The 20658-nt window shown below is 69.4% G+C and carries 19 protein-coding genes; 10 read left to right on the forward strand and 9 right to left on the reverse strand.

Annotated elements, in window-relative coordinates; translation table 11 throughout:
- Positions 1-56 precede the first annotated feature (56 nt).
- A complete protein-coding gene (locus tag AB0E62_RS10795; RefSeq protein WP_362190913.1) occupies positions 57-1433 on the reverse strand; it encodes an aminotransferase class V-fold PLP-dependent enzyme in 1377 nt (458 codons plus the stop codon).
- A 258-nt stretch (positions 1434-1691) separates the two neighbouring features.
- On the opposite strand from AB0E62_RS10795, the gene coxB reads away from it, so the two are divergent.
- The 4 genes from coxB to AB0E62_RS10815 all read left to right on the forward strand — a co-directional run bounded on the left by coxB (position 1692) and on the right by AB0E62_RS10815 (position 6169).
- The gene (gene coxB / locus AB0E62_RS10800; protein WP_362190915.1) at positions 1692-2651 is read left to right on the forward strand and encodes a cytochrome c oxidase subunit II; all 960 of its coding nucleotides are present in this window, start codon (positions 1692-1694) and stop codon (positions 2649-2651) included.
- Positions 2648-4381, forward strand: a complete 1734-nt coding sequence (gene ctaD / locus AB0E62_RS10805; RefSeq protein ID WP_362190917.1) for a cytochrome c oxidase subunit I — start codon at positions 2648-2650, stop codon at positions 4379-4381. Before coxB ends, ctaD begins: the two co-directional genes overlap by 4 nt.
- Entirely contained in the window at positions 4378-4776 is a 399-nt protein-coding gene (locus AB0E62_RS10810; RefSeq protein WP_362190919.1) for a cytochrome c oxidase subunit 4, read from the forward strand. The genes ctaD and AB0E62_RS10810 overlap by 4 nt, the downstream gene beginning before the upstream one ends.
- 130 nt (positions 4777-4906) lie before the next feature.
- Positions 4907-6169, forward strand: coding sequence for an Ig-like domain-containing protein (locus AB0E62_RS10815; RefSeq protein ID WP_362190921.1), 1263 nt, complete (start codon positions 4907-4909; stop codon positions 6167-6169).
- Between the two features lie 104 nt (positions 6170-6273).
- Here the strand turns inward: AB0E62_RS10815 and AB0E62_RS10820 are convergent, their stop codons facing one another.
- Positions 6274-6675, reverse strand: a complete 402-nt coding sequence (locus tag AB0E62_RS10820) for a hypothetical protein (protein ID WP_362190923.1) — start codon at positions 6673-6675, stop codon at positions 6274-6276.
- A 154-nt stretch (positions 6676-6829) separates the two neighbouring features.
- Between AB0E62_RS10820 and AB0E62_RS10825 the strand changes: the two genes are divergently transcribed.
- The 6 genes from AB0E62_RS10825 to idi all read left to right on the forward strand — a co-directional run bounded on the left by AB0E62_RS10825 (position 6830) and on the right by idi (position 13041).
- Positions 6830-7450 carry a heme-copper oxidase subunit III gene (locus AB0E62_RS10825; RefSeq protein WP_030616646.1) on the forward strand — a complete coding sequence of 207 codons (621 nt, stop codon included), beginning with the start codon at positions 6830-6832 and terminating at the stop codon, positions 7448-7450.
- A 62-nt stretch (positions 7451-7512) separates the two neighbouring features.
- Positions 7513-8325 carry a c-type cytochrome gene (locus tag AB0E62_RS10830; protein WP_189752509.1) on the forward strand — a complete coding sequence of 271 codons (813 nt, stop codon included), beginning with the start codon at positions 7513-7515 and terminating at the stop codon, positions 8323-8325.
- Positions 8322-9380 (forward strand): Rieske 2Fe-2S domain-containing protein, encoded by a 1059-nt coding sequence (locus AB0E62_RS10835; protein WP_362190926.1) that lies wholly within the window; start codon positions 8322-8324, stop codon positions 9378-9380. The genes AB0E62_RS10830 and AB0E62_RS10835 overlap by 4 nt, the downstream gene beginning before the upstream one ends.
- A complete protein-coding gene (locus tag AB0E62_RS10840) occupies positions 9377-11014 on the forward strand; it encodes a cytochrome bc complex cytochrome b subunit (protein ID WP_362190928.1) in 1638 nt (545 codons plus the stop codon). The genes AB0E62_RS10835 and AB0E62_RS10840 overlap by 4 nt, the downstream gene beginning before the upstream one ends.
- 201 nt (positions 11015-11215) lie before the next feature.
- Positions 11216-12472 carry a cytochrome P450 gene (locus AB0E62_RS10845; protein ID WP_362190930.1) on the forward strand — a complete coding sequence of 419 codons (1257 nt, stop codon included), beginning with the start codon at positions 11216-11218 and terminating at the stop codon, positions 12470-12472.
- Positions 12469-13041 (forward strand): isopentenyl-diphosphate Delta-isomerase, encoded by a 573-nt coding sequence (idi, locus tag AB0E62_RS10850; RefSeq protein WP_362190932.1) that lies wholly within the window; start codon positions 12469-12471, stop codon positions 13039-13041. The genes AB0E62_RS10845 and idi overlap by 4 nt, the downstream gene beginning before the upstream one ends.
- A gap of 74 nt (positions 13042-13115) precedes the next feature.
- On the opposite strand, the gene AB0E62_RS10855 is transcribed toward idi, so the two are convergent.
- The 7 genes from AB0E62_RS10855 to AB0E62_RS10885 all read right to left on the reverse strand — a co-directional run bounded on the left by AB0E62_RS10855 (position 13116) and on the right by AB0E62_RS10885 (position 20115).
- Positions 13116-14093: an aminotransferase class I/II-fold pyridoxal phosphate-dependent enzyme gene (locus AB0E62_RS10855; protein WP_362190934.1), complete on the reverse strand. Its 978-nt coding sequence runs from the start codon at positions 14091-14093 to the stop codon at positions 13116-13118.
- Positions 14093-14332, reverse strand: a complete 240-nt coding sequence (locus AB0E62_RS10860) for an acyl carrier protein (RefSeq protein WP_362190936.1) — start codon at positions 14330-14332, stop codon at positions 14093-14095. Before AB0E62_RS10860 ends, AB0E62_RS10855 begins: the two co-directional genes overlap by 1 nt.
- Before the next feature lie 26 nt (positions 14333-14358).
- A complete protein-coding gene (locus AB0E62_RS10865; RefSeq protein ID WP_362190938.1) occupies positions 14359-15369 on the reverse strand; it encodes a beta-ketoacyl-ACP synthase III in 1011 nt (336 codons plus the stop codon).
- Positions 15366-16379: a squalene/phytoene synthase family protein gene (locus AB0E62_RS10870; protein ID WP_362190940.1), complete on the reverse strand. Its 1014-nt coding sequence runs from the start codon at positions 16377-16379 to the stop codon at positions 15366-15368. Before AB0E62_RS10870 ends, AB0E62_RS10865 begins: the two co-directional genes overlap by 4 nt.
- 109 nt (positions 16380-16488) lie before the next feature.
- Complete coding sequence (locus tag AB0E62_RS10875; protein ID WP_362190942.1) at positions 16489-18267, reverse strand: thiamine pyrophosphate-binding protein; 1779 nt, start codon at positions 18265-18267, stop codon at positions 16489-16491.
- Between the two features lie 72 nt (positions 18268-18339).
- Positions 18340-19020, reverse strand: a complete 681-nt coding sequence (locus tag AB0E62_RS10880; protein ID WP_362190944.1) for a hypothetical protein — start codon at positions 19018-19020, stop codon at positions 18340-18342.
- A gap of 123 nt (positions 19021-19143) precedes the next feature.
- A complete protein-coding gene (locus tag AB0E62_RS10885; protein ID WP_362190946.1) occupies positions 19144-20115 on the reverse strand; it encodes a 3-oxoacyl-[acyl-carrier-protein] synthase III C-terminal domain-containing protein in 972 nt (323 codons plus the stop codon).
- Between the last annotated feature and the right edge of the window lie 543 nt (positions 20116-20658).

Genomic DNA, 20658 nt, shown 5'->3' on the forward strand with positions numbered 1-20658 from the left:
GCCGGACGACCGCGGGTGCGCGGGGGCCCGGTCGCGCCCCCGCGCCCCCGGGCCTGTCAGCTCACCCGGCGGACCAGGTACGCCGTCCCTCGTTCCGCCGGCTCCTCGCCCGCGTACTCCTGTCCGCGCATCTCGCACCACGCCGGGATGTCCAGGCGGGCCGCCTCGTCGTCGGAGAGGACCCGTACGAGGCCGCCCACCGGGACCTGGCCGAACACCTTCGCCAGTTCGATGACCGGGATCGGGCAGCGCTTGCCGAGGGAGTCGACGAGCAGTTCCTCCGGGCCCCTCCGGGTGACCGGCGCGGGACCGCCCAGCTTCTCCCGGACGCCCGCCACCGCGTCCGGCAGCACCCGGAGGAACCGCTCCACGTCCTCCTCGGCCGTCCCCGCCGGCAGCGACACCCGGACGTTCCCCTCGCTCAGCACCCCCATCGCCTTCAGCACATGGCTGGGGGTCAGGGTGCTGGACGTGCACGAGGAACCGGAGGAGACCGAGAAGCCGGCCCGGTCCAGCTCGTGCAGCAGGGCCTCGCCGTCGACGTAGAGGCAGGAGAACGTGACGATCCCGGGCAGCCGGCGCCCGGCGTCGCCGACCACCTCCACGTCCGGCACCAGCTCCGGCACCCGGGCCCGGATCCGCTCCGTCAGCTCCCGCAGCCGTACCGCCTCCCCGGCCGCCTCGGCCCGTACCGCGCGCAGCGAGGCCACGGCCGCCACGACGGCGGGGATGTTCTCGAACCCGGGCGCCCGGCCCGACTCCCGCTCGTCCACCGGTCCTTGGGCGGCGAACCGCACGCCCTTGCGCACGGCGAGCAGCCCGACCCCCGACGGCCCGCCCCACTTGTGCGCGCTGGCCGTCAGCAGCGACCAGCCGCCCTCCACCGGCCCCCAGCCCAGCGACTGCGCCGCGTCCACCAGCAGCGGCACCCCGGCGGCCCGGCACACCTCGGCCACCTCGGCCACCGGCTGTACGGTGCCCACCTCGTGGTTGGCCGACTGGAGGCAGGCCAGCGCAGTGTCCGCCCGGAGCGCGTCCGCGTACCCCGAAGGGTCGACGGCTCCCGTCCGGTCGACCGCCACCCGGGTGACGCTCCCGCCCTCCGCCTCGCACACCTCCGCCGAATGGAGTACGGAGGAATGTTCGACAGCGGACACGATCAGGTGGCGTCCCACCCGTCGCCGCCCGGCCAACGCCCCCGCGATCCCGGTGTGTACGGCCCGGGTCCCGGACGGGGTGAACACCACCTCGTCGGCCCGGCAGCCCACGGCCTCCGCGGCCGCCTCCCGGGCCGCGTCCAGCAACATCCGTGCCTTGCGCCCCTCCCGGTACAACCGCGCGGGATCGGCCCACCCTTCCTCCAAAGAGGCCAACAGAGCCTGTCGGGCCACGGGATGGAGGGGAGTGGCGGAAGCAGCGTCAAAATAGGCCATACGGCAACGCTAAACCGCCGGTCAGGGGGGCGTCTCCCAGGGGCTTCGGGCAGGGCGCGACCAGCCACAACGCACCCGCAGCCGCCAATCAAGCGAACCACCCCACCCAGTAGGCACCCCTCCTCGCGAACCCTCGGAGAGGGTGGGCTAGGGTTTGGTCCGCATAAACATCCAAACCCCTGCCCGACGCAGGGCGGCGACCGACCAGCGAGAAGGCCGCAGCCGACCGCGCGGGCGAGACTCTCGGGAAGGCGCTACGTGAGTCCCAACGGCTCCGACCGCTCGCCGCGGCGCCCGATGCGGCGGAAGCTGCTGCAGGCACTGACCGCGGGCCTGGTCCTGGCGACCGCAACCGGTTGCACATACAAGGACTTCCCCCGCCTTGGCATGCCCACCCCGACCACGGAAGAGGCTCCGCGGATCCTCTCCCTGTGGCAGGGCTCCTGGGCTGCCGCGCTCGCCGTCGGCGTGCTGGTGTGGGGCCTGATCCTGTGGAGTGCTTTCTTCCACCGGCGCAGCCGCACCAAGGTCGAGGTTCCTCCGCAGACGCGATACAACATGCCGATCGAGGCCCTGTACACAGTGGTCCCGATCATCATCATCTCGGTGCTCTTCTACTTCACGGCCCGGGACGAGTCGAAGCTCCTGGACACCTCCAAGAAGCCCGACGTCACGGTCAACGTGGTCGGCTTCCAGTGGAGCTGGGGCTTCAACTACATCGAGAACGTCCCCGGTTCCACCGGCGATGCCAAGACCGACAAGAACCTGGACGCCATTCCGGACCGGTTCAAGAACGCCTTCCCGGCGAACGCCGGCGGCGTCTACGACGTCGGTACGCCGGGCACGCGGAACCCGCAGACGAACAACCCCGGTCCGACGCTCTGGCTCCCCAAGGGCAAGACGGTCCGCTTCGTCCTGACCTCGCGCGACGTCATCCACTCCTTCTGGGTGGTGCCGTTCCTCATGAAGCAGGACGTCATCCCGGGCCACACCAACGCCTTCCAGGTGACTCCCAACAAGGAGGGCACCTTCCTCGGCAAGTGCGCCGAGCTCTGCGGCGTCGACCATTCCCGGATGCTGTTCAACGTGAAGGTCGTCTCCCCCGAGCGTTACGAGCAGCACCTCAAGGACCTCGCCAAGAAGGGGCAGACCGGTTACATTCCCGCCGGCATCGCGCAGACGAGCCACGAGAAGAACCGGGAGACGAACAACCTGTGAGCATCCTCAACGAACCCCAGGGTGCCGCGGCAGCAGGGTCCCACTACGAGGACGAGCTGCCGGTCCGGCGCCAGCGCCGCGGTGAAGTCGTCATCAAGTGGCTGACGACCACCGACCACAAGACGATCGGCACGCTGTACCTGGCGACGTCTTTCGCGTTCTTCCTGATCGGCGGCGTGATGGCGCTGCTCATGCGCGCCGAGCTGGCCCGTCCGGGCCTGCAGATCATGTCGAACGAGCAGTTCAACCAGGCGTTCACGATGCACGGCACGATCATGCTGCTGATGTTCGCGACGCCGCTGTTCGCCGGTTTCGCGAACTGGATCATGCCGCTGCAGATCGGCGCGCCCGACGTGGCGTTCCCGCGGCTGAACATGTTCGCCTACTGGCTGTACCTGTTCGGCTCGCTCATCGCGGTGGCCGGCTTCCTCACCCCGCAGGGCGCGGCCGACTTCGGCTGGTTCGCCTACTCCCCGCTGTCGGACGCGGTCCGCTCGCCGGGCGTCGGCGCCGACATGTGGATCATGGGTCTGGCCTTCTCCGGCTTCGGCACGATCCTCGGCTCGGTCAACTTCATCACCACGATCATCTGCATGCGTGCCCCGGGCATGACCATGTTCCGCATGCCGATCTTCGTGTGGAACGTGCTGCTGACCGGTGTGCTGGTCCTGCTGGCCTTCCCGGTGCTGGCCGCCGCGCTGTTCGCGCTGGAGGCGGACCGGAAGTTCGGCGCCCACGTCTTCGACGCGGCCAACGGCGGCGCGCTGCTGTGGCAACACCTCTTCTGGTTCTTCGGACACCCAGAGGTGTACATCATCGCCCTGCCGTTCTTCGGCATCATCTCCGAAGTCATCCCGGTGTTCTCCCGTAAGCCGATGTTCGGCTACATGGGCCTGATCGCCGCGACGATCGCGATCGCCGGTCTGTCCGTGACCGTGTGGGCCCACCACATGTACGTCACCGGCGGTGTGCTGCTGCCGTTCTTCTCCTTCATGACGTTCCTGATCGCCGTACCGACCGGTGTGAAGTTCTTCAACTGGATCGGCACGATGTGGAAGGGCTCGCTGTCCTTCGAGACACCGATGCTCTGGGCGACCGGGTTCCTGATCACCTTCACGTTCGGTGGTCTGACCGGTGTCATCCTGGCCTCGCCGCCCATGGACTTCCACGTCTCCGACTCGTACTTCGTGGTGGCCCACTTCCACTACGTGGTCTTCGGCACGGTCGTCTTCGCCATGTTCTCCGGCTTCCACTTCTGGTGGCCGAAGTGGACCGGCAAGATGCTGGACGAGCGCCTCGGCAAGATCACCTTCTGGACGCTGTTCATCGGCTTCCACGGCACGTTCCTGGTCCAGCACTGGCTGGGCGCCGAGGGCATGCCCCGCCGGTACGCGGACTACCTGAACGCCGACGGCTTCACCGCGCTGAACACGGTGTCGACCATCAGCTCCTTCCTGCTCGGCCTGTCGATCCTGCCGTTCCTCTACAACGTCTGGAAGACGGCCAAGTACGGCAAGCCGGTCGGCGTGGACGACCCGTGGGGCTACGGCCGCTCCCTGGAGTGGGCGACCTCCTGCCCGCCGCCGCGGCACAACTTCGTCACCCTGCCGCGGATCCGCAGCGAATCCCCGGCGTTCGATCTGCACCACCCTGAGATCGCCGCGCTCGAGCAGCTCGAGCACGCCGGTCACGGCACCGCCGTCGCGGGCAGCAAGGAGGCCGGCAAGTGAAGATCCAGGGTCGGATGTTCATCTGGCTGAGCGTCTTCATCCTGATCATGGCCATCGTGTATGGCGTGTGGTCGAAGGAGCCGGCCGGTACCACCGCGCTCTTCCTGGCCTTCGGCCTGGCCGTCATGATCGGCTTCTACCTGGGCTTCACCGCCCGGCGGGTCGACGCGGGCGCCCAGGACGACAAGGAGGCCGACGTCGCGGACGACGCGGGCGAGCTGGGCTTCTTCAGCCCGCACAGCTGGCAGCCGCTCATGCTGGGCTTCGGCGGCGCGATCGCCTTCCTCAGCATCGCGGTCGGCTGGTGGCTGATCTACTTCTCCGCCCCGTTCATCCTGGTCGGCCTGTTCGGCTGGGTGTTCGAGTACTACCACGGTGAGAACCGGACCCAGTAGGGCGCCGGACGCACCGGGAGCCCGGACCTTCCTGACGGAGGGTCCGGGCTCTCCTCGTTTGCCGGAGCATCGTTCGCTCGAATGAGTGACCCACCGTGCCGGTAGTCACTTCATCTCATAGCGTGATCATATGAACCACACCGCGCGGACCCGTACCGTCGTCGGCTGCACCCTGCTGGTGACCGCCCTCGGCGCGGGCGTCACCGCTTGCGGTTCGGACGGCAACCCCCTGTCGGCCAGGCCGTACGACGCAGCGGACCTGATCTCCTTCAACGGCCCCATGGAAGCCGGCAAGCGGGCCGACCCCGACAAGCCCCTGGAGGTCACCGCCAGCAGCGGTGACGGCCGGATCACCGACGTCACCGCCCGGGACTCCACAGGGCGCTATGTGACGGGCGAACTGGCCGCCGACGGCAGCCGGTGGCACAGCACCTCCCCGCTGGCCGCGGGCGCCCACTACACGGTCACGGTGAGCACCGAGGACGAGGACGGCGCACCCGGCCGCAAGACCCTCACCTTCGACACCGGCAAGCCCGCCGGCAAGAAGCGCCTGGGCGTCACCTTCGGGCCGGGCAGCGGTACCTACGGCGTCGGTCAGCCCATCACGGCCCAGCTGGACCAGGGGATCAAGGACAAGGCGCAGCGCGCCGTCGTGGAGCGGGCCCTGCGGGTGGAGTCCGTGCCGGCCGTACCGGGCTCCTGGCACTGGGTGAACGACAAGGAACTCCACTACCGGCCCAAGGACTACTGGCCGGCCCACGCGACCGTCCGGGTGCACAGCAACCTGGACGGCGTCCGCGTCGGCGACCGGCTGTGGGGCGGGACGTCCAAGCCGCTGAAGATCACCACGGGGGACCGGATCGAGGCCGTCACGGACGCCGCCGCGCACCAGCTGACGTACTACCGGAACGGCGAGCCCGTCGAGCAGATCCCGGTCACCACCGGCAAGCCCGGCTTCGAGACCCGCAACGGGGTCAAGGTCGTACTGGAGAAGCAGTACTTCGTACGGATGCGCGGCACCACCGTCGGCATCGCCGAGGGCACCTCGGACTCCTACGACCTGCCGGTGTACTACGCCACCCGGGTCACCTGGTCCGGCGAGTACGTCCACGCCGCGCCCTGGTCCGTCGGCTCCCAGGGCTACGAGAACGTCAGCCACGGCTGCGTCGGGATGAGCACGTCCAACGCCGAGTGGCTCTACGACAACATCCGCGAGGGCGACATCGTCCGGGTCGTCAACTCCCAGGGCCAGACCATGGAGCCCTTCGGCAACGGCTTCGGCGACTGGAACGTCGACTGGAAGAAATGGCGCGAGGGCAGCGCCCTGACGAACAAGACCCCGGACGCCCCGGCCCCGGCGGAAGCGGTACGCCTGCAGCCGAGGGCGGCGTAAGCGCCCCGGAGGGGGCGCGGGGAACGGCGCGACAAGCCATGATGAAGCCGGCAGCCGCGCACATTCCTCCGCGCCCCGGGCCGGCAGGCGCTCCCGGCCCCCTCCTACGCGCCCACAAGCCGCTTCTGACGCAGCAGAGCGGCCAGCGCGGACGCGAACTCCACCGGATCCACCGGCAGCGTCACCGCCGCGTCCGCACGGCTCCACGTGGCCAGCCACGCGTCCTGCGGCCGTCCCATGAGCAGCAGCACCGGCGGGCAGCCGAACACCTCGTCCTTGATCTGCCGGCACACGCCCATGCCGCCCATCGGCACGGCCTCGCCGTCCAGCACGCAGACGTCGATGCCCCCCTTGTCCAGCTCCCGCAGCACCGCGGCCGGGGTCGCGCACTCCACGAACTCCACCAGGGGGACGTCCGGGGCGGGCCTGCGCCCGGCGGCCAGCCGGACTTGCTCGCGAGTGGTGGAGTCGTCGCTATAGACCAGCACCGTGGCGGTCGGCTGCATTGTTCCTCCGGGACGTCGGCGTCGTACGGACGGGACGGGCAGGGCCGTCCGGTCGGATGCTACTCCCCCGAACACCACGTCAGCACCGGTTCGGCGGGCGGCAACACTCCGAACGGCACCCCCCGGAGTGAGCGCGAGATAAGCGACCGACATAATGTCGGTCGTGGCGACAGCAACGACAGTAGAAACAGGGCACGCGCACCCGTCGGTCAATCGGCCGAACCTCACCAGCGTCGGAACCATCATCTGGCTGAGTTCCGAGCTGATGTTCTTCGCGGCCCTCTTCGCGATGTACTTCACCCTCCGGTCGGTGACCGGACCGGATCACTGGAAGGAGATGGCGCACGCGCTCAACGTGCCCTTCTCCGCGACGAACACCACGATCCTGGTGCTCTCCTCCCTCACCTGCCAGCTCGGCGTGTTCGCGGCCGAGCGCGGCGATGTGAAGAAGCTCCGTGGCTGGTTCATCCTCACCTTCATCATGGGTGCGATCTTCATCGGCGGTCAGATCTACGAGTACACCGAGCTGGTGAAGAAGGACGGCATCTCGCTGTCCTCGGACCCGTACGGCTCGGTGTTCTACCTGACCACCGGCTTCCACGGCCTGCACGTGACGGGCGGCCTCATCGCCTTCCTGCTGGTCCTCGGCCGTACCTACATGGCCAAGAGGTTCACTCACGAGCAGGCGACCGCCGCCATCGTCGTGTCCTACTACTGGCACTTCGTCGATGTCGTCTGGATCGGCCTCTTCGCCACGATCTACCTGATCAAGTAGCCGGGATCGTTCCGGCACATCCAGAAGCACCGACGCAGAAGATCCTGACACCGGGGTAATCCGTGAAAAAGCTCTCCGCACGACGACGCCATCCGCTGGCGGCGGTCGTCGTCCTACTCCTCGCGCTGGCGGCCACTGGGGGGCTGTACGCCGCGTTCGCGCCCGCGGGCAAGGCACAGGCCGATGAATCCTCCCAGTCCCTGACCATCAAGGAGGGCAAGAAGCTCTACGAGGTCGGCTGCGCCAGCTGCCACGGCACCGGTGGCCAGGGCTCCTCCGACGGCCCGAGCCTCGTCGGCGTCGGCGCCGCTGCCGTCGACTTCCAGGTCGGCACCGGCCGTATGCCCGCCGCGACCTCGCAGGGCGCCCAGGTCCCGCGCAAGAAGCCCACCTACACGCAGGCCCAGATCGACCAGCTCGCCGCGTATGTCGCGTCGCTGGGCGCCGGCCCGAGCGTGCCCACCAAGCAGCAGTACGGCCCCGACGGCGCGGACATCGCCAAGGGCGGCGAGCTGTTCCGCACCAACTGCGCGCAGTGCCACAACTTCACCGGCAAGGGTGGTGCCCTGACCAAGGGCAAGTTCGCCCCGACGCTGGAGGGTGTCGCTCCGAAGCACATCTACGAGGCCATGCAGACCGGCCCGCAGAACATGCCGTCCTTCCCCGACACCACGATGTCGGAGAAGAACAAGAAGGACATCATCGCGTACCTGAACGCGGTCAACGGAGACAAGACGGAGAACCCGGGTGGTCTGGAGCTGGGCGGCCTCGGGCCGGTCAGTGAGGGTCTGTTCGGCTGGATCTTCGGCCTCGGCACGCTGATCGCGGTCGCCGTCTGGGTCGCCGCTCGGACCGCAAAGGCCAAGAAGTCATGAGTAGCCAAGACATTCCTGAAGAGAACCTGCCCGCTGAGCAGGACCACGCGCACGGCGCGGTAGCGACCGCGGACGAGGAGAACCCGTTCGCGGACCCGGGGCTGCCGCCGCACGAGCACCGGATCCAGGACATCGACGAGCGGGCCGCGAAGCGGTCCGAGCGCGCGGTGGCGTTCCTGTTCACGGTGTCGATGCTGGCCACCATCGGCTTCATCGTCTCGTACCTGGCGATCCCGAACGACAAGTCGATCTTCGTCTTCCCGATCGGGCACCTGAGCGCGATGAACTTCGCGCTGGGCCTGACGCTGGGCGTGGCGCTGTTCTGCATCGGCGCGGGGGCGGTCCACTGGGCCCGCACCCTGATGTCGGACGTGGAGATCGCCGACGACCGGCACCCGATCGAGGCGTCACCCGAGGTGCGCGCGAAGGTCCACGCGGACTTCCGCCAGGGTGCCGCGGAGTCCGGGTTCGGCCGCCGCAAGCTGATCCGCAACACCATGTTCGGCGCGATGGCGCTGGTGCCGCTGTCCGGCGTCATGCTGCTGGGCGGTCTGGGTCCGGCGCCGAAGACGAAGCTGCGGCACACGATGTGGGCCAAGGGCAAGCGCCTGGTCAACATGAACACCAACCAGCCGCTGCGTCCCGAGGACGTGGCCGTCGGCTCGCTGACCTTCGCCATGCCCGACGGTATGTCGGAGCACGACGAGGACTTCCAGAACGAGATCGCCAAGGCGGCCCTGATGATCGTCCGGCTCCAGCCGAACGACATCAAGGACAAGCGCGAGCTCGACTGGTCGCACCAGGGCATCGTCGCGTACTCGAAGATCTGCACCCACGTGGGCTGCCCGATCTCGCTGTACGAGCAGCAGACGCACCACGTGCTGTGCCCGTGCCACCAGTCCACCTTCGACCTCACCGACGGCGCCCGAGTGATCTTCGGCCCCGCCGGCCACGCCCTGCCGCAGCTGCGCATCGGTGTGGACAGTGAGGGTTACCTCCAGGCGCTCGGCGACTTCGAGGAGCCCGTCGGTCCTGCTTTCTGGGAGCGCGGATGAGTACTGCAGCGAACGAACAGTCCCGCTCTCGCGGGAAGGCACCGGCCGGCGAGCGCGTCGCCGACTGGGCCGACGGCCGGCTCGGGATCTACTCCCTGGCCAAGGCCAACATGCGCAAGATCTTCCCCGACCACTGGTCGTTCATGTTGGGCGAAGTGTGCATGTACAGCTTCATCATCATCATCCTGACGGGTGTCTATCTGACGCTGTTCTTCCACCCGTCGATGAACGAGGTGGAGTACCACGGCTCTTACGTCCCGCTCCAGGGACAGCTGATGTCCGAGGCGTTCAACTCGACCCTGCACATCTCCTTCGACGTGCGCGGCGGTCTGCTCATCCGGCAGATCCACCACTGGGGTGCGATCGTCTTCCTCGCCGGCATGTTCGTGCACATGATGCGCGTGTTCTTCACCGGCGCGTTCCGCAAGCCGCGTGAGGTCAACTGGCTGTTCGGCTTCCTGCTGTTCGTCCTGGGCATGTTCACCGGCTTCACCGGTTACTCGCTCCCGGACGACCTGCTCTCCGGCACCGGTGTGCGCATCGCCGAGGGCCTGGTGCTCTCCGTGCCGATCGTCGGCACGTACATCTCGTTCTTCCTCTTCGGCGGCGAGTTCCCCGGTCACGACTTCGTGGCCCGGTTCTACTCGATCCACATCCTGCTGCTGCCGGGCATCATGCTGGGCCTGATGGTGGCCCACCTGATCCTGGTCTTCTACCACAAGCACACGCAGTTCGCGGGTCCCGGGAAGACCGAGAAGAACGTCGTCGGCATGCCGCTGCTGCCGGTCTACATGGCCAAGGCCGGAGGCTTCTTCTTCCTGGTCTTCGGTGTCCTGGCGGTGCTGGCCGCGGTCGCGCAGATCAACCCGATCTGGGCGATGGGCCCCTACCGTCCGGACCAGGTGTCCACCGGCGCCCAGCCCGACTGGTACATGGGCTTCTCCGAGGGCTTCGTGCGTGCGATGCCGGGCTGGGAGATCAACGTCGCGGGCCACACGCTGGTCCTCGGCGTGCTCATCCCGCTGATCGTCTTCGGTCTGATGCTGGTCGCGATCGCCGTCTACCCGTTCATCGAGTCCTGGGTCACCGGCGACAAGCGCGAGCACCACATCCTGGACCGCCCGCGCAACGCCCCGACGCGCACCGCTCTCGGTGTCGCCTGGCTGACGTTCTTCGCGGTGGCCATGGTGGGCGGCGGCAACGACCTGTGGGCGACGCACTTCCACCTGTCGGTCAACGCCGTCACCTACTTCGTCCGGATCTTCCTGTTCGCCGGACCGGTCATCGCGTACATCGTCACCAAGCGGATCTGCCTCGGCCTCCAGCGCCGGGACCGCGACAAGGTGCTGCACGGCCGCGAGACCGGCATCATCAAGCGCCTGCCGCACGGTGAGTTCATCGAGGTGCACGAGCCGCTCAGCCAGGAGCAGCTGCACACGCTCACCGCGCACGAGCAGTACAAGCCGGCCGAGATCGGCCCGGCGGTCGACGAGAACGGCGTCGAGCGCAAGGTCCCGGCCTCGCAGAAGCTGCGGGCGAAGCTGTCCCACGCCTACTACGGCGAGGGCGCCCAGATCCCGAAGCCGAGGGCCGAGGAGTACAAGGAGATCACGAGCGGCCACGGCCACCACTGATCCGCCGTCGCTGAACGCCACGCAGGCGGCCCCACGGACCCGGTCCGTGGGGCCGCCGTTCTGTGTACGGAATGTGTCCGGGGTTACCGATCCGTTATCCAGCCGTCGCCGGATCGACGCTATGATCACACGGTCGTGATCTTGAGCCGGGGCCAGAAGCCCGCACGGGCCGCCCACGGCGTGACCATGGGGGAGTCACTGATGGCAGAACCTGCCCAGCCCGAATTCTTCTTCGATCCGACCGACCCCGCATTCCGCCGCGATCCCTACCCGGTCTACGCGAAGCTCCGGGACGACCACCCCGTCCTCGCGGGCCCGCTGAACTCCTGGGTGGTCAGCCGCTACGAGGACGTCGAGGCCCTGCTGCGGGACCGCCGGCTCGGCAAGGACCTCGGGGGCACCCAGTTCTTCGCCCAGGTGGCCGGCGGCGGCCCCGACGAGGAGCCACCGCCCTTCCTCGGTCTCGGCCTGGACGGCTGGGACGCCAACCTCTTCCGGCTGCTGGACCCGCCGGACCACACCAAGCTGCGCGCCCTGGTCGCCGCGCCGTTCACCCCGACCGCGGTGGAGGCGCTGATCACGTCGGTGACCACGGTCGTGGACGAGCTGCTGGCGGACCTGCCCGAGCGGTTCGACGTCATGGAGGTGCTGGCCTCCCAGCTGCCCGTGCGCGTGCTCGGCGACATGATGGGCATCGGCCGCGAGGACCAGAAGCTCCTCGCCGCCTGGTCGACGGAGATCGCGCACATCCTGGAGCTGGGCGCCGCGCCGTCACAGGACGTGGCGGCCGCCTGCCAGCGCGCGGTGGCGCAGTGCACCGAGTACTTCGTCAAGGTGCTCCGGGAGCGCGAGGGCGGTGACGGCACCGACCTGATCACCGAACTGACCCGGGCCGGCGAGACCATCGAGGGACTGACGATCCACCAGATCGCCGCGGTGTGCGTCCTGCTCATCGTGCCGGGCCTGGACACCTTCGCCAACCTCATCGGCAACGCCGCGGTCCTCCTGGCCGACCACCCGGACGTGCTGGAGCGGCTGGCCGCCGACTCCTCGCTCGCCGACGACGTGCTGGACGAGGTGCTGCGCCTGGAGCCGCCCACGCACGCCTCCTGGCGCGTGGTCAGCGAGCCGGTCACCCTGCACGGTGTGACCATGGAGCCCGGCGCCGTGGTGCTGCTGATGCTGGCCGCGGCCAACCGGGACGAGCGGGCCTTCGAGAACCCCGGCACCCTGGCCCTCGGCAAGCACGGCCGCAAGCACCTCTCCTTCGGCCGGGGCATCCACTACTGCCTCGGCGACAACCTCTCCCGGCTGATGGCCAAGGAGGCGCTGACCGGGCTCGCCCGGCGGTGCGCCTCGATCAAGCCGGACGACGACGAGGTGGCCCTGAAGCCCGGCCTGTGGCTGCGCGGCCCGGCCCGGCTCCCCGTCACCACGACCCCCTGGGTCGGCCGATGACCACCAAAACCCCGGACAGCTCCGCGACGGAGCCGATCCTGCTGGAACTCGTCGACGAGGAGGGCCGCACGACGGGAGTCGCCGAGAAGCTCTCGGCGCACCAGGCCCCCGGCCGGCTGCACCGCGCCTTCTCCGTCTTCCTGTTCGACGCCGAGGGACGCATGCTGCTCCAGCGGCGGGCCCTGACCAAGTACCACTCGCCGGGCGTGTGGTCCAACACCTGCTGCGGGCACCCGTACCCGGATGAGCCCCCGAGCAAGGCGGCGGCCCGCCGGGTCGGCGAGGAACTGGGCCTGCACGGCGTCGGGCTGGAGCCGGCCGGGACGGTCACCTACGAACACCCGGACGAGATCTCCGGCCTGGTCGAGAAGGAGTACAACCACCTCTTCGCCGGCCTGGTGGAGGACACCCCGCGGCCCGATCCCGCCGAGATCCACGACTACCGGTTCGTGACCCCCGGGGAGCTGGCCGCGCTGCGCGCCGGGAGTCCCTTCTCGGCCTGGTTCCCCACGGTTCTGGAGGCGGCCCTGCCCGGCGTACGGCGCATCGCGCCGGGCGGCGGCTGGTGACGGCCGGGCCCTGACCCGCGAAGGAGCCGCCGCCGACGGTCTTCCCGTCGGCGGCGGCTCCTTCGTGCGAGCGGTCAGGCCAGGGCGCGCAGCACGCTGTCGTTGGCGTCGGTGTCGCCGACGGTGAGGCGGACGCCCTCGCCGGCGTAGACGCGGGCCTGGACGCCCTGGTCCGCCAGGGCCAGCCGGATGTCCTCGGTCCGCTCGGGTTCGTCCAGCCACAGGAAGTTGGTGTGGCTCGGCAGCACCTTCCAGCCCCCGCGGCTCAGCCCGCCGGACAGCCGCTCGCGTTCGGCGACGATGAGGGCGATCCGCGCCTGGAGCTCCGGCTCGGCACGCAGTGAGGACTCCACCGCCACCGCCGACAGGGTGCTGAGGGCGTACGGCAGCTGGTACCGGCCGATCCTCCCGGCCCACTCCGGGGACGTCACGCCGTACCCGACGCGCAGGTCGGCCAGCCCCCAGGCCTTGGAGAACGTGCGCAGCACCAGCAGGTTCGGGAACTCCTCCACCCAGCGCAGCGAGTCCGTGCGGCCGGACGGGGCGACGAACTCGATGTACGCCTCGTCCAGGACGACCAGGACGTGCGCGGGGACCCGGGCGACGAACTCCCTCAGCTCGTCGGCGGGGACCAGCCGGCCGGTCGGGTTGTGCGGGTTGCACACGATGACCGCGTCCGCGTCCTGGACCGCCTTCGACAGGGCGTCGAGGTCCTGGTGCCCGCCCGGGAGCAGGGGCACCTCGATGCGGCGCGCCCCCACCATGCCGGCGAGCAGGGGGTAGGCGTCGAAGTTGCGCCAGCCGTATGCCAGCCCCCCGCCGGCGGACACACCTGCCTGGAGCGCCTGGAGCGCGACGCCCACGGACCCCGCGCCGAGCACGACCTGTTCACCGGGCAGCCCCAGCCAGTCGGCGACGGCCCCGCGCAGCCGCTCGGGATAGAACTCCGGGTACCGGTTGACCGCGCGGGCGTGCTTGGCGATCTCGGCGGCGACGGAGGCGAGCGGCGGCAGCGGGTGTTCGTTCAGGGTGAGCCGATGCGGCCGGGGCATCAGCCGACGCCCACCGAGGTGAGCAGTTCGCGCGCGTCCTGGAGCGTGGAATCGACGCCCAGTTCGTTGCCGTTCAGCGTCGGGGTGGAGAACTGCCGCTCCAGGGCCACGATGAACTCGACGACCCCCATCGAGTCCATGCCGGCGTCTTTGAACGACGCGCCCTGGAAGAGGCGGTCGGTGGACTGGGGGAACCGCTCGTCGAGCAGCGCCTTCAGCTTCTGGTCGATGGTGTTCATGACTCTCTTCTCTGTGGAGGGTGCCGTCAGCCGTCGATCACCGTGAGGCCGCCGGGCCAGGTGAGCAGTGCCGAGCCCCAGGTCAGGCCGCCGCCGAAGCCGGTGAGGACCACCGGCCGGCCTGCCCGCAGCCGCCCGTCGGCCGCGCCCGCGGCGAGCGCGAGCGGGATGGAGGCGGCCACGGTGTTGCCCACCCGGTCGATGTTCTTCACGACGCGTTCGGCGGGCAGCCCGAGTTCCCGGGCGCAGGTGTCGAGGATCCTGACGTTCGCCTGGTGCGGGACCAGGCGGTCGACGTCCTCGGGGGCCAGCGCGGCGGCGTCCAGGACCTTGCGCACCGACCCGGTCATGTACCGGACGGCCCGGGTGAAGACCTGCGGGCCGTCCATGTGGAAGTACGCGTCGCCCGGAGCGGTCCCGGCCCCGCTCAGCCGCTGCTCGGAACCTCCGCCGGGTACGGTGATGAGGTCCACGCCCGTACCGTCGCTGCCCAGGTCGAAGCCGAGGAGGGCCCCCTCCTCGGTGCGGTCGCCGGCCCGCAGCACCACCGCGCCGGCGCCGTCGCCGAAGATCACCCGGGTGGTGCGGTCCCGTGGGTCGAGGATGGTGGAGAAGGTGTCCGCCCCGATCACCAGGGCGCTGTCCGCCACCTGACCGGTGATCAGGCCCGCCGCGGTGGCCAGCGCGTACACGAAGCCCGTGCACACCGCGGCCACGTCGAAGGCGCCGGTCCCGGTCAGCCCGAGCGCGGAGGCGACCACCGGGGCGGTCGCGGGGCAGGGGCGGTCCGGGGTGCTGGTGGCGACGATCACGACGTCGACGCGGTCGGTGCCGGCCGACTCCAGGGCCCGGCGCGCCGCCTCGGTGGCGAGGTGCCCGGTGCTCATGCCCGGTGACGCGATGTGCCGCCGGCCGATGCCGGTGCGGGTCCGGATCCACTCGTCGGAGGTGTCCAGCTCCGCGGCGAGCATGTCGTTGGTGACCACCCGCGGCGGGAGCCAGGTGCCCAGGCCGCTCAGGATCGCCCCGCGGGTCATGCCCCGGTGCCCCGGTACGGCGGCCGGATGCGGTAACCGGCCAGGGTGGCCTGCCGGCTGGCCCTGCGGGCCCGGGCGATGGCCTTGGCCGTGCGCGGGATCATCCGGCCCGAGACGAAGTCGATGCCGCGCCGGGGGTTCTTGAAGAACGCGTAGTCGTCCTTGATCATCTCCGGGAACATGGAGTCGTGCGTCTGGATGTCGGTCTCCATGAAGATCCGCGCCGTCGGGTGCAGCGTCTGCGGCCACGAGCGGCCGGCGTCCAGGTGCCCCCGGGCGATGCCGATCTCGAACTGGATCAGCTCGCGCAGGGAGTCGCTGATGTAGCCGCTGCCGATCTGGCGGTCGAGGTCCGCCCGGGTCAGGCCGAAGCGGGCGAGGTGGTCCAGCGGGAGGTACAGCCGGCCCAGGTCCAGGTCCTCGCGCAGGTCCCAGATGAAGTCCAGCAGCTGGAAGGCCGTGATGGTGTGCCGGCACAGCTCCTCGGCGTCCTCGCTCAGCGGCTCGAAGATCTGGTTGATCCAGATGGCGGGCAGCAGCGTGACCGTCTCCAGGAAGTCGTCCAGCTCCTCCTCGTTCGCGTACTCGTACGTCGTCAGGGCCTTGCGGTGGCCGTCGACGAACTCGGGCACGCGCAGGTAGGGCAGGTCCCAGGTGCGCAGGGTGTGGACCAGGGCGCGGGCCAGGGCGGCGTCCGTCCGCTCCGACACCGACAGCGGGTGGTCGCGGGTCAGGTCCTCGCCCTTGGCGATGGCCAGGTAGGTGTTCTGCCACTCGTCCAGCCGGCGGGCCCGGACGTCGACGCTGAGGTTGATGTCGTCGGCCAGGTCGTCGATGTAGCAGACGAACGAGAAGAAGGTGTCGAAGTAGGGGCGCTTGGCGGGGTGCATCATGTAGCGGCCGAGGAAGCGGCCCCGGCCGATCCTGCGGAACAGCTGGGAGCTCGCGATGTAGTCGGCGCGCAGCCCGGAGTCCGTGATGCCTGCGAGGTCCAGCTCTTGCACTGTCATGTGAGTTCTTTCCGATGGGGCCGCGCGTCCCGGCCGCCCCGCTCGGCCGGATGCGGCGGCGGGGCGGCCGGCGGGACCGCGCGGGCGAGGGCGTACGGAGGGCGACGCGTCAGAGAGCGCTGCCGGCCGTCTCGGGGGAGACGGCGGCCTGTCGTGGCCCCGGCACCGCTACGGTGGGGGCGTCGGCGGGCAGGAAGGAGGCGAAGGGCGGCTCCTCCTCCACGGTGAGCCGGAGTTCCAGGACCCCGGGCAGGTGCGCGTGGCGCCGGTACTCGTCCAGCCGCCGGGCCAGTTCGGCGGTGGTCCCGGCGCTCCCGGTCCACAGCCGGTCCGGGGTGCCGAGGCCCCGCGCCACCGTGCACACGTCGACGGACGTGTACTCCACGGCGGTGATCCGGGAGTCGAAGAACCGCTGCTGGCGGGTGGCGCACATGCCGTGCATGCCGTTGTTGAAGACGACGTACAGGATGGGCAGGCCCAGCTCCACGGCGGTGTGCAGCTCCAGGCCGCTCATCAGGAACGCCCCGTCACCGCAGCACACCACGGTCCGGGTGCCTTCCGGCGAGCCCAGCTGGGCGCCGATCGCCGCCCCGATGCTGTAGCCCATGCCGCCCATGCCCAGCGCGATGGTGGAGGAGGAACCGGCCGGCACGGAGCCGTAGTGCATCGCGGCGACGGCGCAGTTGCCCGCGTCGTACAGCAGGTGCCCGTCGCGCGGCAGGTGGTCCTGGAGCAGCCGGACGGCCTCGCTCTGCCGCAGCGCGTCGTCGTCCGCGGGGTGGGTGCGGCCCGGGACGGGGACGGCGGGCCGGGCCGCGAAGCGGGTCAGCTCGTAGCCGGTGACCGGCGGGGCCGTGAAGGGCCGCTCCTCCCGGAGGCGTTCCAGCAGCCGGAAGACCTCGCCGATGTCCCCGCGGACCGTGGTGTCCGCCAGGCCCGAGCGCTCGATCTCACCGAGGTCGATGTTGACCGCGCCGGCCCGCGCCGGGTCCCAGTCGCCCAGCGCCCGCCGGGTCATCATGGCCAGGCCCGTGCCCACCAGGACCACGAAGTCCGACTTGGCCACGTACTCGGCCGCCGAGGGATGGCCGCCCTCGCCGACGACACCCAGGTACAGGTCGCTGTCGTTGGGGAACTCGCCGCGCGCTCCCATGGTGGTCACCACGGGGATCCGGGCCCGCTCGGCGAAGACGCGCACCGCCTCGGGATCGCAGGAGCGGCGGTTGCCGTGCCCGAGCAGCAGCACCGGGGCGGCGGCCTCGCGGAGCCGGGCGAAGAGGACGGACACGTCCCGCTCGGGCAGCGGTTCCGGCTCGATGAAGCCGCCGAGGTGGTCCGGCCAGTCGGCGGGGAGGTCGCCGACCTCCCGTTCGTAGGCGTCCCGGGGGAGCAGCAGGGCGACGGGGCCCTTGCGGCCGCTGAGGCAGGTGGTGAGGGCGTCGCGCAGCAGGTCCCAGAAGTCCTCCGCCCCGGTGACCCGGACGGTCTTCTTGGTGATGGCCCGCAGCAGCGTCAGGCCGTCCACGCTCCGGCCGATTCCCGAGGCGTCCTGGAAGGAGCCGCGGCCGTCCAGGGCGGCCGGCGGCTGCCCGACCAGCGCGAGGACCGGTACCGACTCGGCGTGTGACTCGGCCAGGCCGGCCACCAGGTTCATCATCCCGCCGCCGGAGGTCGAACAGCACACCCCCAGCGTGCGGTGCACCCGGGCCCGGGCGTCCGCCATGAACGCCGCCCCGTCCTCCCGCTTCGCCAGCACGGACGTCAGGCGGCCCTGGCCGAGCCTTTCGACCGCGTCGTGGACGTGCTCGATGTTCGCGCCACTGACTCCGAAGACGTACCTCGTGTCCAGCTCGCGCAGGACCGTGACCAAGGCATCGGCCAGCCGCATTGATCCCCCATGTGTGGCGTGTGCTTCGTCGTGGAACCGGGAAGGGGCGGCCGGGGCCGCCCCGCGGCGGGCTCAGGCCCGGCCGGCGCCGAAGCGGTGCTCCAGGATCCGCTTGAGGTTGCCCATCTCGATGCTGTGGCCGGCGTGGAAGACGGGCCAGATGTCACCGACCCAGACGCGGTCGGTGCGCGCCCGGCCCTCGGCGATGTAGTCCGGGACGTTCTCCGTCGTACGGTCGTAGTACGGGTGCTTGCAGTTGGTCCACAGCACCACCGTGCCCGGCTTGTTGAGGACCTTCGACGAGTCGATGATCGTCATGTAGTACCGCATCCACAGCTCGTGGCCCTGGTCCCAGGCGCACGGGTAGACCACGAGACCGTGCTCGGGGCCCTTCTGCGCCTCGGCGCGGATGTAGATGTCCGTGTTCGGCTGGATCATCTCGTCCGCCCGGTACAGACCGCCGCCGAGGTGCTTCATGTTGCGGATGCTGTACGTCCACTCCTCCAGGGAGCGGGCGTTGGCGGCGTACTCGAAGACGATGTCGTAGGGGACGTTGATGTGCTCGGCGAGGGAGCAGTACTGACCGAAGATCTCGCCGTGGTCGTACGTCTCCTTCGTCTTGCTCTGCATGAGCTTCATCATGTCGTCCATGCCGGTGTTCTCGTTCCACACCAGGTCCAGGCCCTCGAGGTCGGACCGGTCAAGGACGTAGTTCTGAGCGAGACCGGACTCGTCGGGAACGCGCGCGGACATACTTCTCCTCATGCGGTGGGTAAGGGAAGGGACGAAATGAAAGGGAAGGAAAGGAAAGGAAAGGGAGGGGAAGGGAAAGAAAGAGAAGGAGAGGGGGGCGGGCAGGCGGGGTGCCCGGGAAGGTCAGTTCCAGCGCCAGACCATGGAACCGACGAGTTCTCCGCCGTGCGAGAAGGTCGCGAACGCGATGAGATCGCCGGGCGAGATCATTTTCTTGTCCAGGGCGTCGGCGAAAGTCACCGGAAGAGTGCCCTGGAACATGTTGCCGTAGGTGGCGAGCGTGTCGTGCGCCCGGGAATCATCGAATCCGCAGCGCTTGCGCCACTCGGCGACGTATTTCTCGTTCGGCTGGTGGGTGATCAGGAAAGCGATGTCCTTGTTCTCCACGCCGGCCTTCTCCAGGGCGATGTCGACCGCCTGGGGAAGCTGTTCCATGGTGACGGTGTACAGACGCGCCAGCATGGACTGGTCGAACTTCACGGTGAGCGCGCCGGAGCCGGCCGACCAGTAGGGGATCTCCATGCCCTCGACGGTGTCCGGCTCGACCTTGAGCGCTCCCCAGTTCTCCCCGAAGGCCTGCTCGTGGACGGAGAGGATGGTGGCCTCGTCGCCGGCCGTGACGAGGGTGGCCGACGCGCCGTCTCCGAGCACCCGGGACTCGGGCGCCTTCTGGAACTCCTCCAGCCGGGAGACGAAGTTGGTGACCGTGACCACCGCGACCGTGCGGTACTGGCCGGAGTCGATGAAGGCCCGGGCCGTGTTGATGGAGGAGATCCAGGAGCAGCAGCCGTTGTCGACCTGGAGGACGGCCGCCTTGGTGGCGCCGACCGCGTACTGGATGGCCGTGCCCGTGCCGGGCGAGAAGGCGTCGTTCAGCTGGGAGGCGCAGATGATGAGGTCGACGTCGGCCGCCGGGACGCCGTTGCGCTCCAGCAGCTTCTCGAGTGCCTTCGTGCCCAGCTGGGCTGACGTGTAGTCGGGCCAGCCGAAGCGCCGCTCGTGCACGCCCGCGAAGAACGCGTGGTCGCCGAGATCACCGCCCTCGCCTGACAGCTCGCTGTTCCGGACGACCCGCTCCGGCATGAAATTAACCACGTCGACAATGCGAGTTTGTGACACGAATTTTTCCCCGTCTTTGTACTGATGTTGCCCGCGGAAATGCCGATCGGACACACGTCGAGGCCTCGGGAGAACAATGAGAGATCGTTGGCCGGCCCCGCTTCCCCCGTCGTTGCGCAGGCGACGGAGGGAAATTCCCTTGCGCGGTGAGAACGAAAATCACCTTATGATCACGGCGATAACGGATCGATACCGGCGAGGTAACCAGATGGTAACGTTCGGCTGTCTGTTTGACCGAATCCCGCCATATCGCAGCGAGTTGATGATCCGTCGGGTTCCGTGCTCCGACCGATTTAACGCTGCGGTCCGTCAAACGTGAGCTTCCTAACGCCGATTCGCCGTTGGCCGGATTGCGGAGTGGTGGCGGGGGCCGGGCCGGACACTGCCGGATCCGGCTCGACGACGGCTCGCGCGGGCCTGGAGGAGGGGTGGGTCCGCGGACGGTTCCGGCCCTTGTGTTCGAAACACCCCCGGCCGGAGTAATGGCCCGGCTATCCGGACAATCTGCGTAGTACGGTG

Source organism: Streptomyces sp. NPDC038707 (genome assembly GCF_040636485.1).
Classification (GTDB): Bacteria; Actinomycetota; Actinomycetes; order Streptomycetales; family Streptomycetaceae; genus Streptomyces.

What these genes read in the sequence shown, in the direction of transcription:
- AB0E62_RS10795 (WP_362190913.1), bottom strand. Translation starts at nt 1,433, where the DNA reads ATGGCCTATTTTGACGCTGCTTCCGCCACTCCCCTCCATCCCGTGGCC.
- AB0E62_RS10815 (WP_362190921.1), top strand. Translation starts at nt 4,907, where the DNA reads ATGAACCACACCGCGCGGACCCGTACCGTCGTCGGCTGCACCCTGCTG.
- AB0E62_RS10820 (WP_362190923.1), bottom strand. Translation starts at nt 6,675, where the DNA reads ATGCAGCCGACCGCCACGGTGCTGGTCTATAGCGACGACTCCACCACT.
- AB0E62_RS10825 (WP_030616646.1), top strand. Translation starts at nt 6,830, where the DNA reads ATGTCGGTCGTGGCGACAGCAACGACAGTAGAAACAGGGCACGCGCAC.
- AB0E62_RS10835 (WP_362190926.1), top strand. Translation starts at nt 8,322, where the DNA reads ATGAGTAGCCAAGACATTCCTGAAGAGAACCTGCCCGCTGAGCAGGAC.
- AB0E62_RS10840 (WP_362190928.1), top strand. Translation starts at nt 9,377, where the DNA reads ATGAGTACTGCAGCGAACGAACAGTCCCGCTCTCGCGGGAAGGCACCG.
- AB0E62_RS10845 (WP_362190930.1), top strand. Translation starts at nt 11,216, where the DNA reads ATGGCAGAACCTGCCCAGCCCGAATTCTTCTTCGATCCGACCGACCCC.
- idi (WP_362190932.1), top strand. Translation starts at nt 12,469, where the DNA reads ATGACCACCAAAACCCCGGACAGCTCCGCGACGGAGCCGATCCTGCTG.
- AB0E62_RS10855 (WP_362190934.1), bottom strand. Translation starts at nt 14,093, where the DNA reads ATGCCCCGGCCGCATCGGCTCACCCTGAACGAACACCCGCTGCCGCCG.
- AB0E62_RS10860 (WP_362190936.1), bottom strand. Translation starts at nt 14,332, where the DNA reads ATGAACACCATCGACCAGAAGCTGAAGGCGCTGCTCGACGAGCGGTTC.
- AB0E62_RS10865 (WP_362190938.1), bottom strand. Translation starts at nt 15,369, where the DNA reads ATGACCCGCGGGGCGATCCTGAGCGGCCTGGGCACCTGGCTCCCGCCG.
- AB0E62_RS10870 (WP_362190940.1), bottom strand. Translation starts at nt 16,379, where the DNA reads ATGACAGTGCAAGAGCTGGACCTCGCAGGCATCACGGACTCCGGGCTG.
- AB0E62_RS10875 (WP_362190942.1), bottom strand. Translation starts at nt 18,267, where the DNA reads ATGCGGCTGGCCGATGCCTTGGTCACGGTCCTGCGCGAGCTGGACACG.
- AB0E62_RS10880 (WP_362190944.1), bottom strand. Translation starts at nt 19,020, where the DNA reads ATGTCCGCGCGCGTTCCCGACGAGTCCGGTCTCGCTCAGAACTACGTC.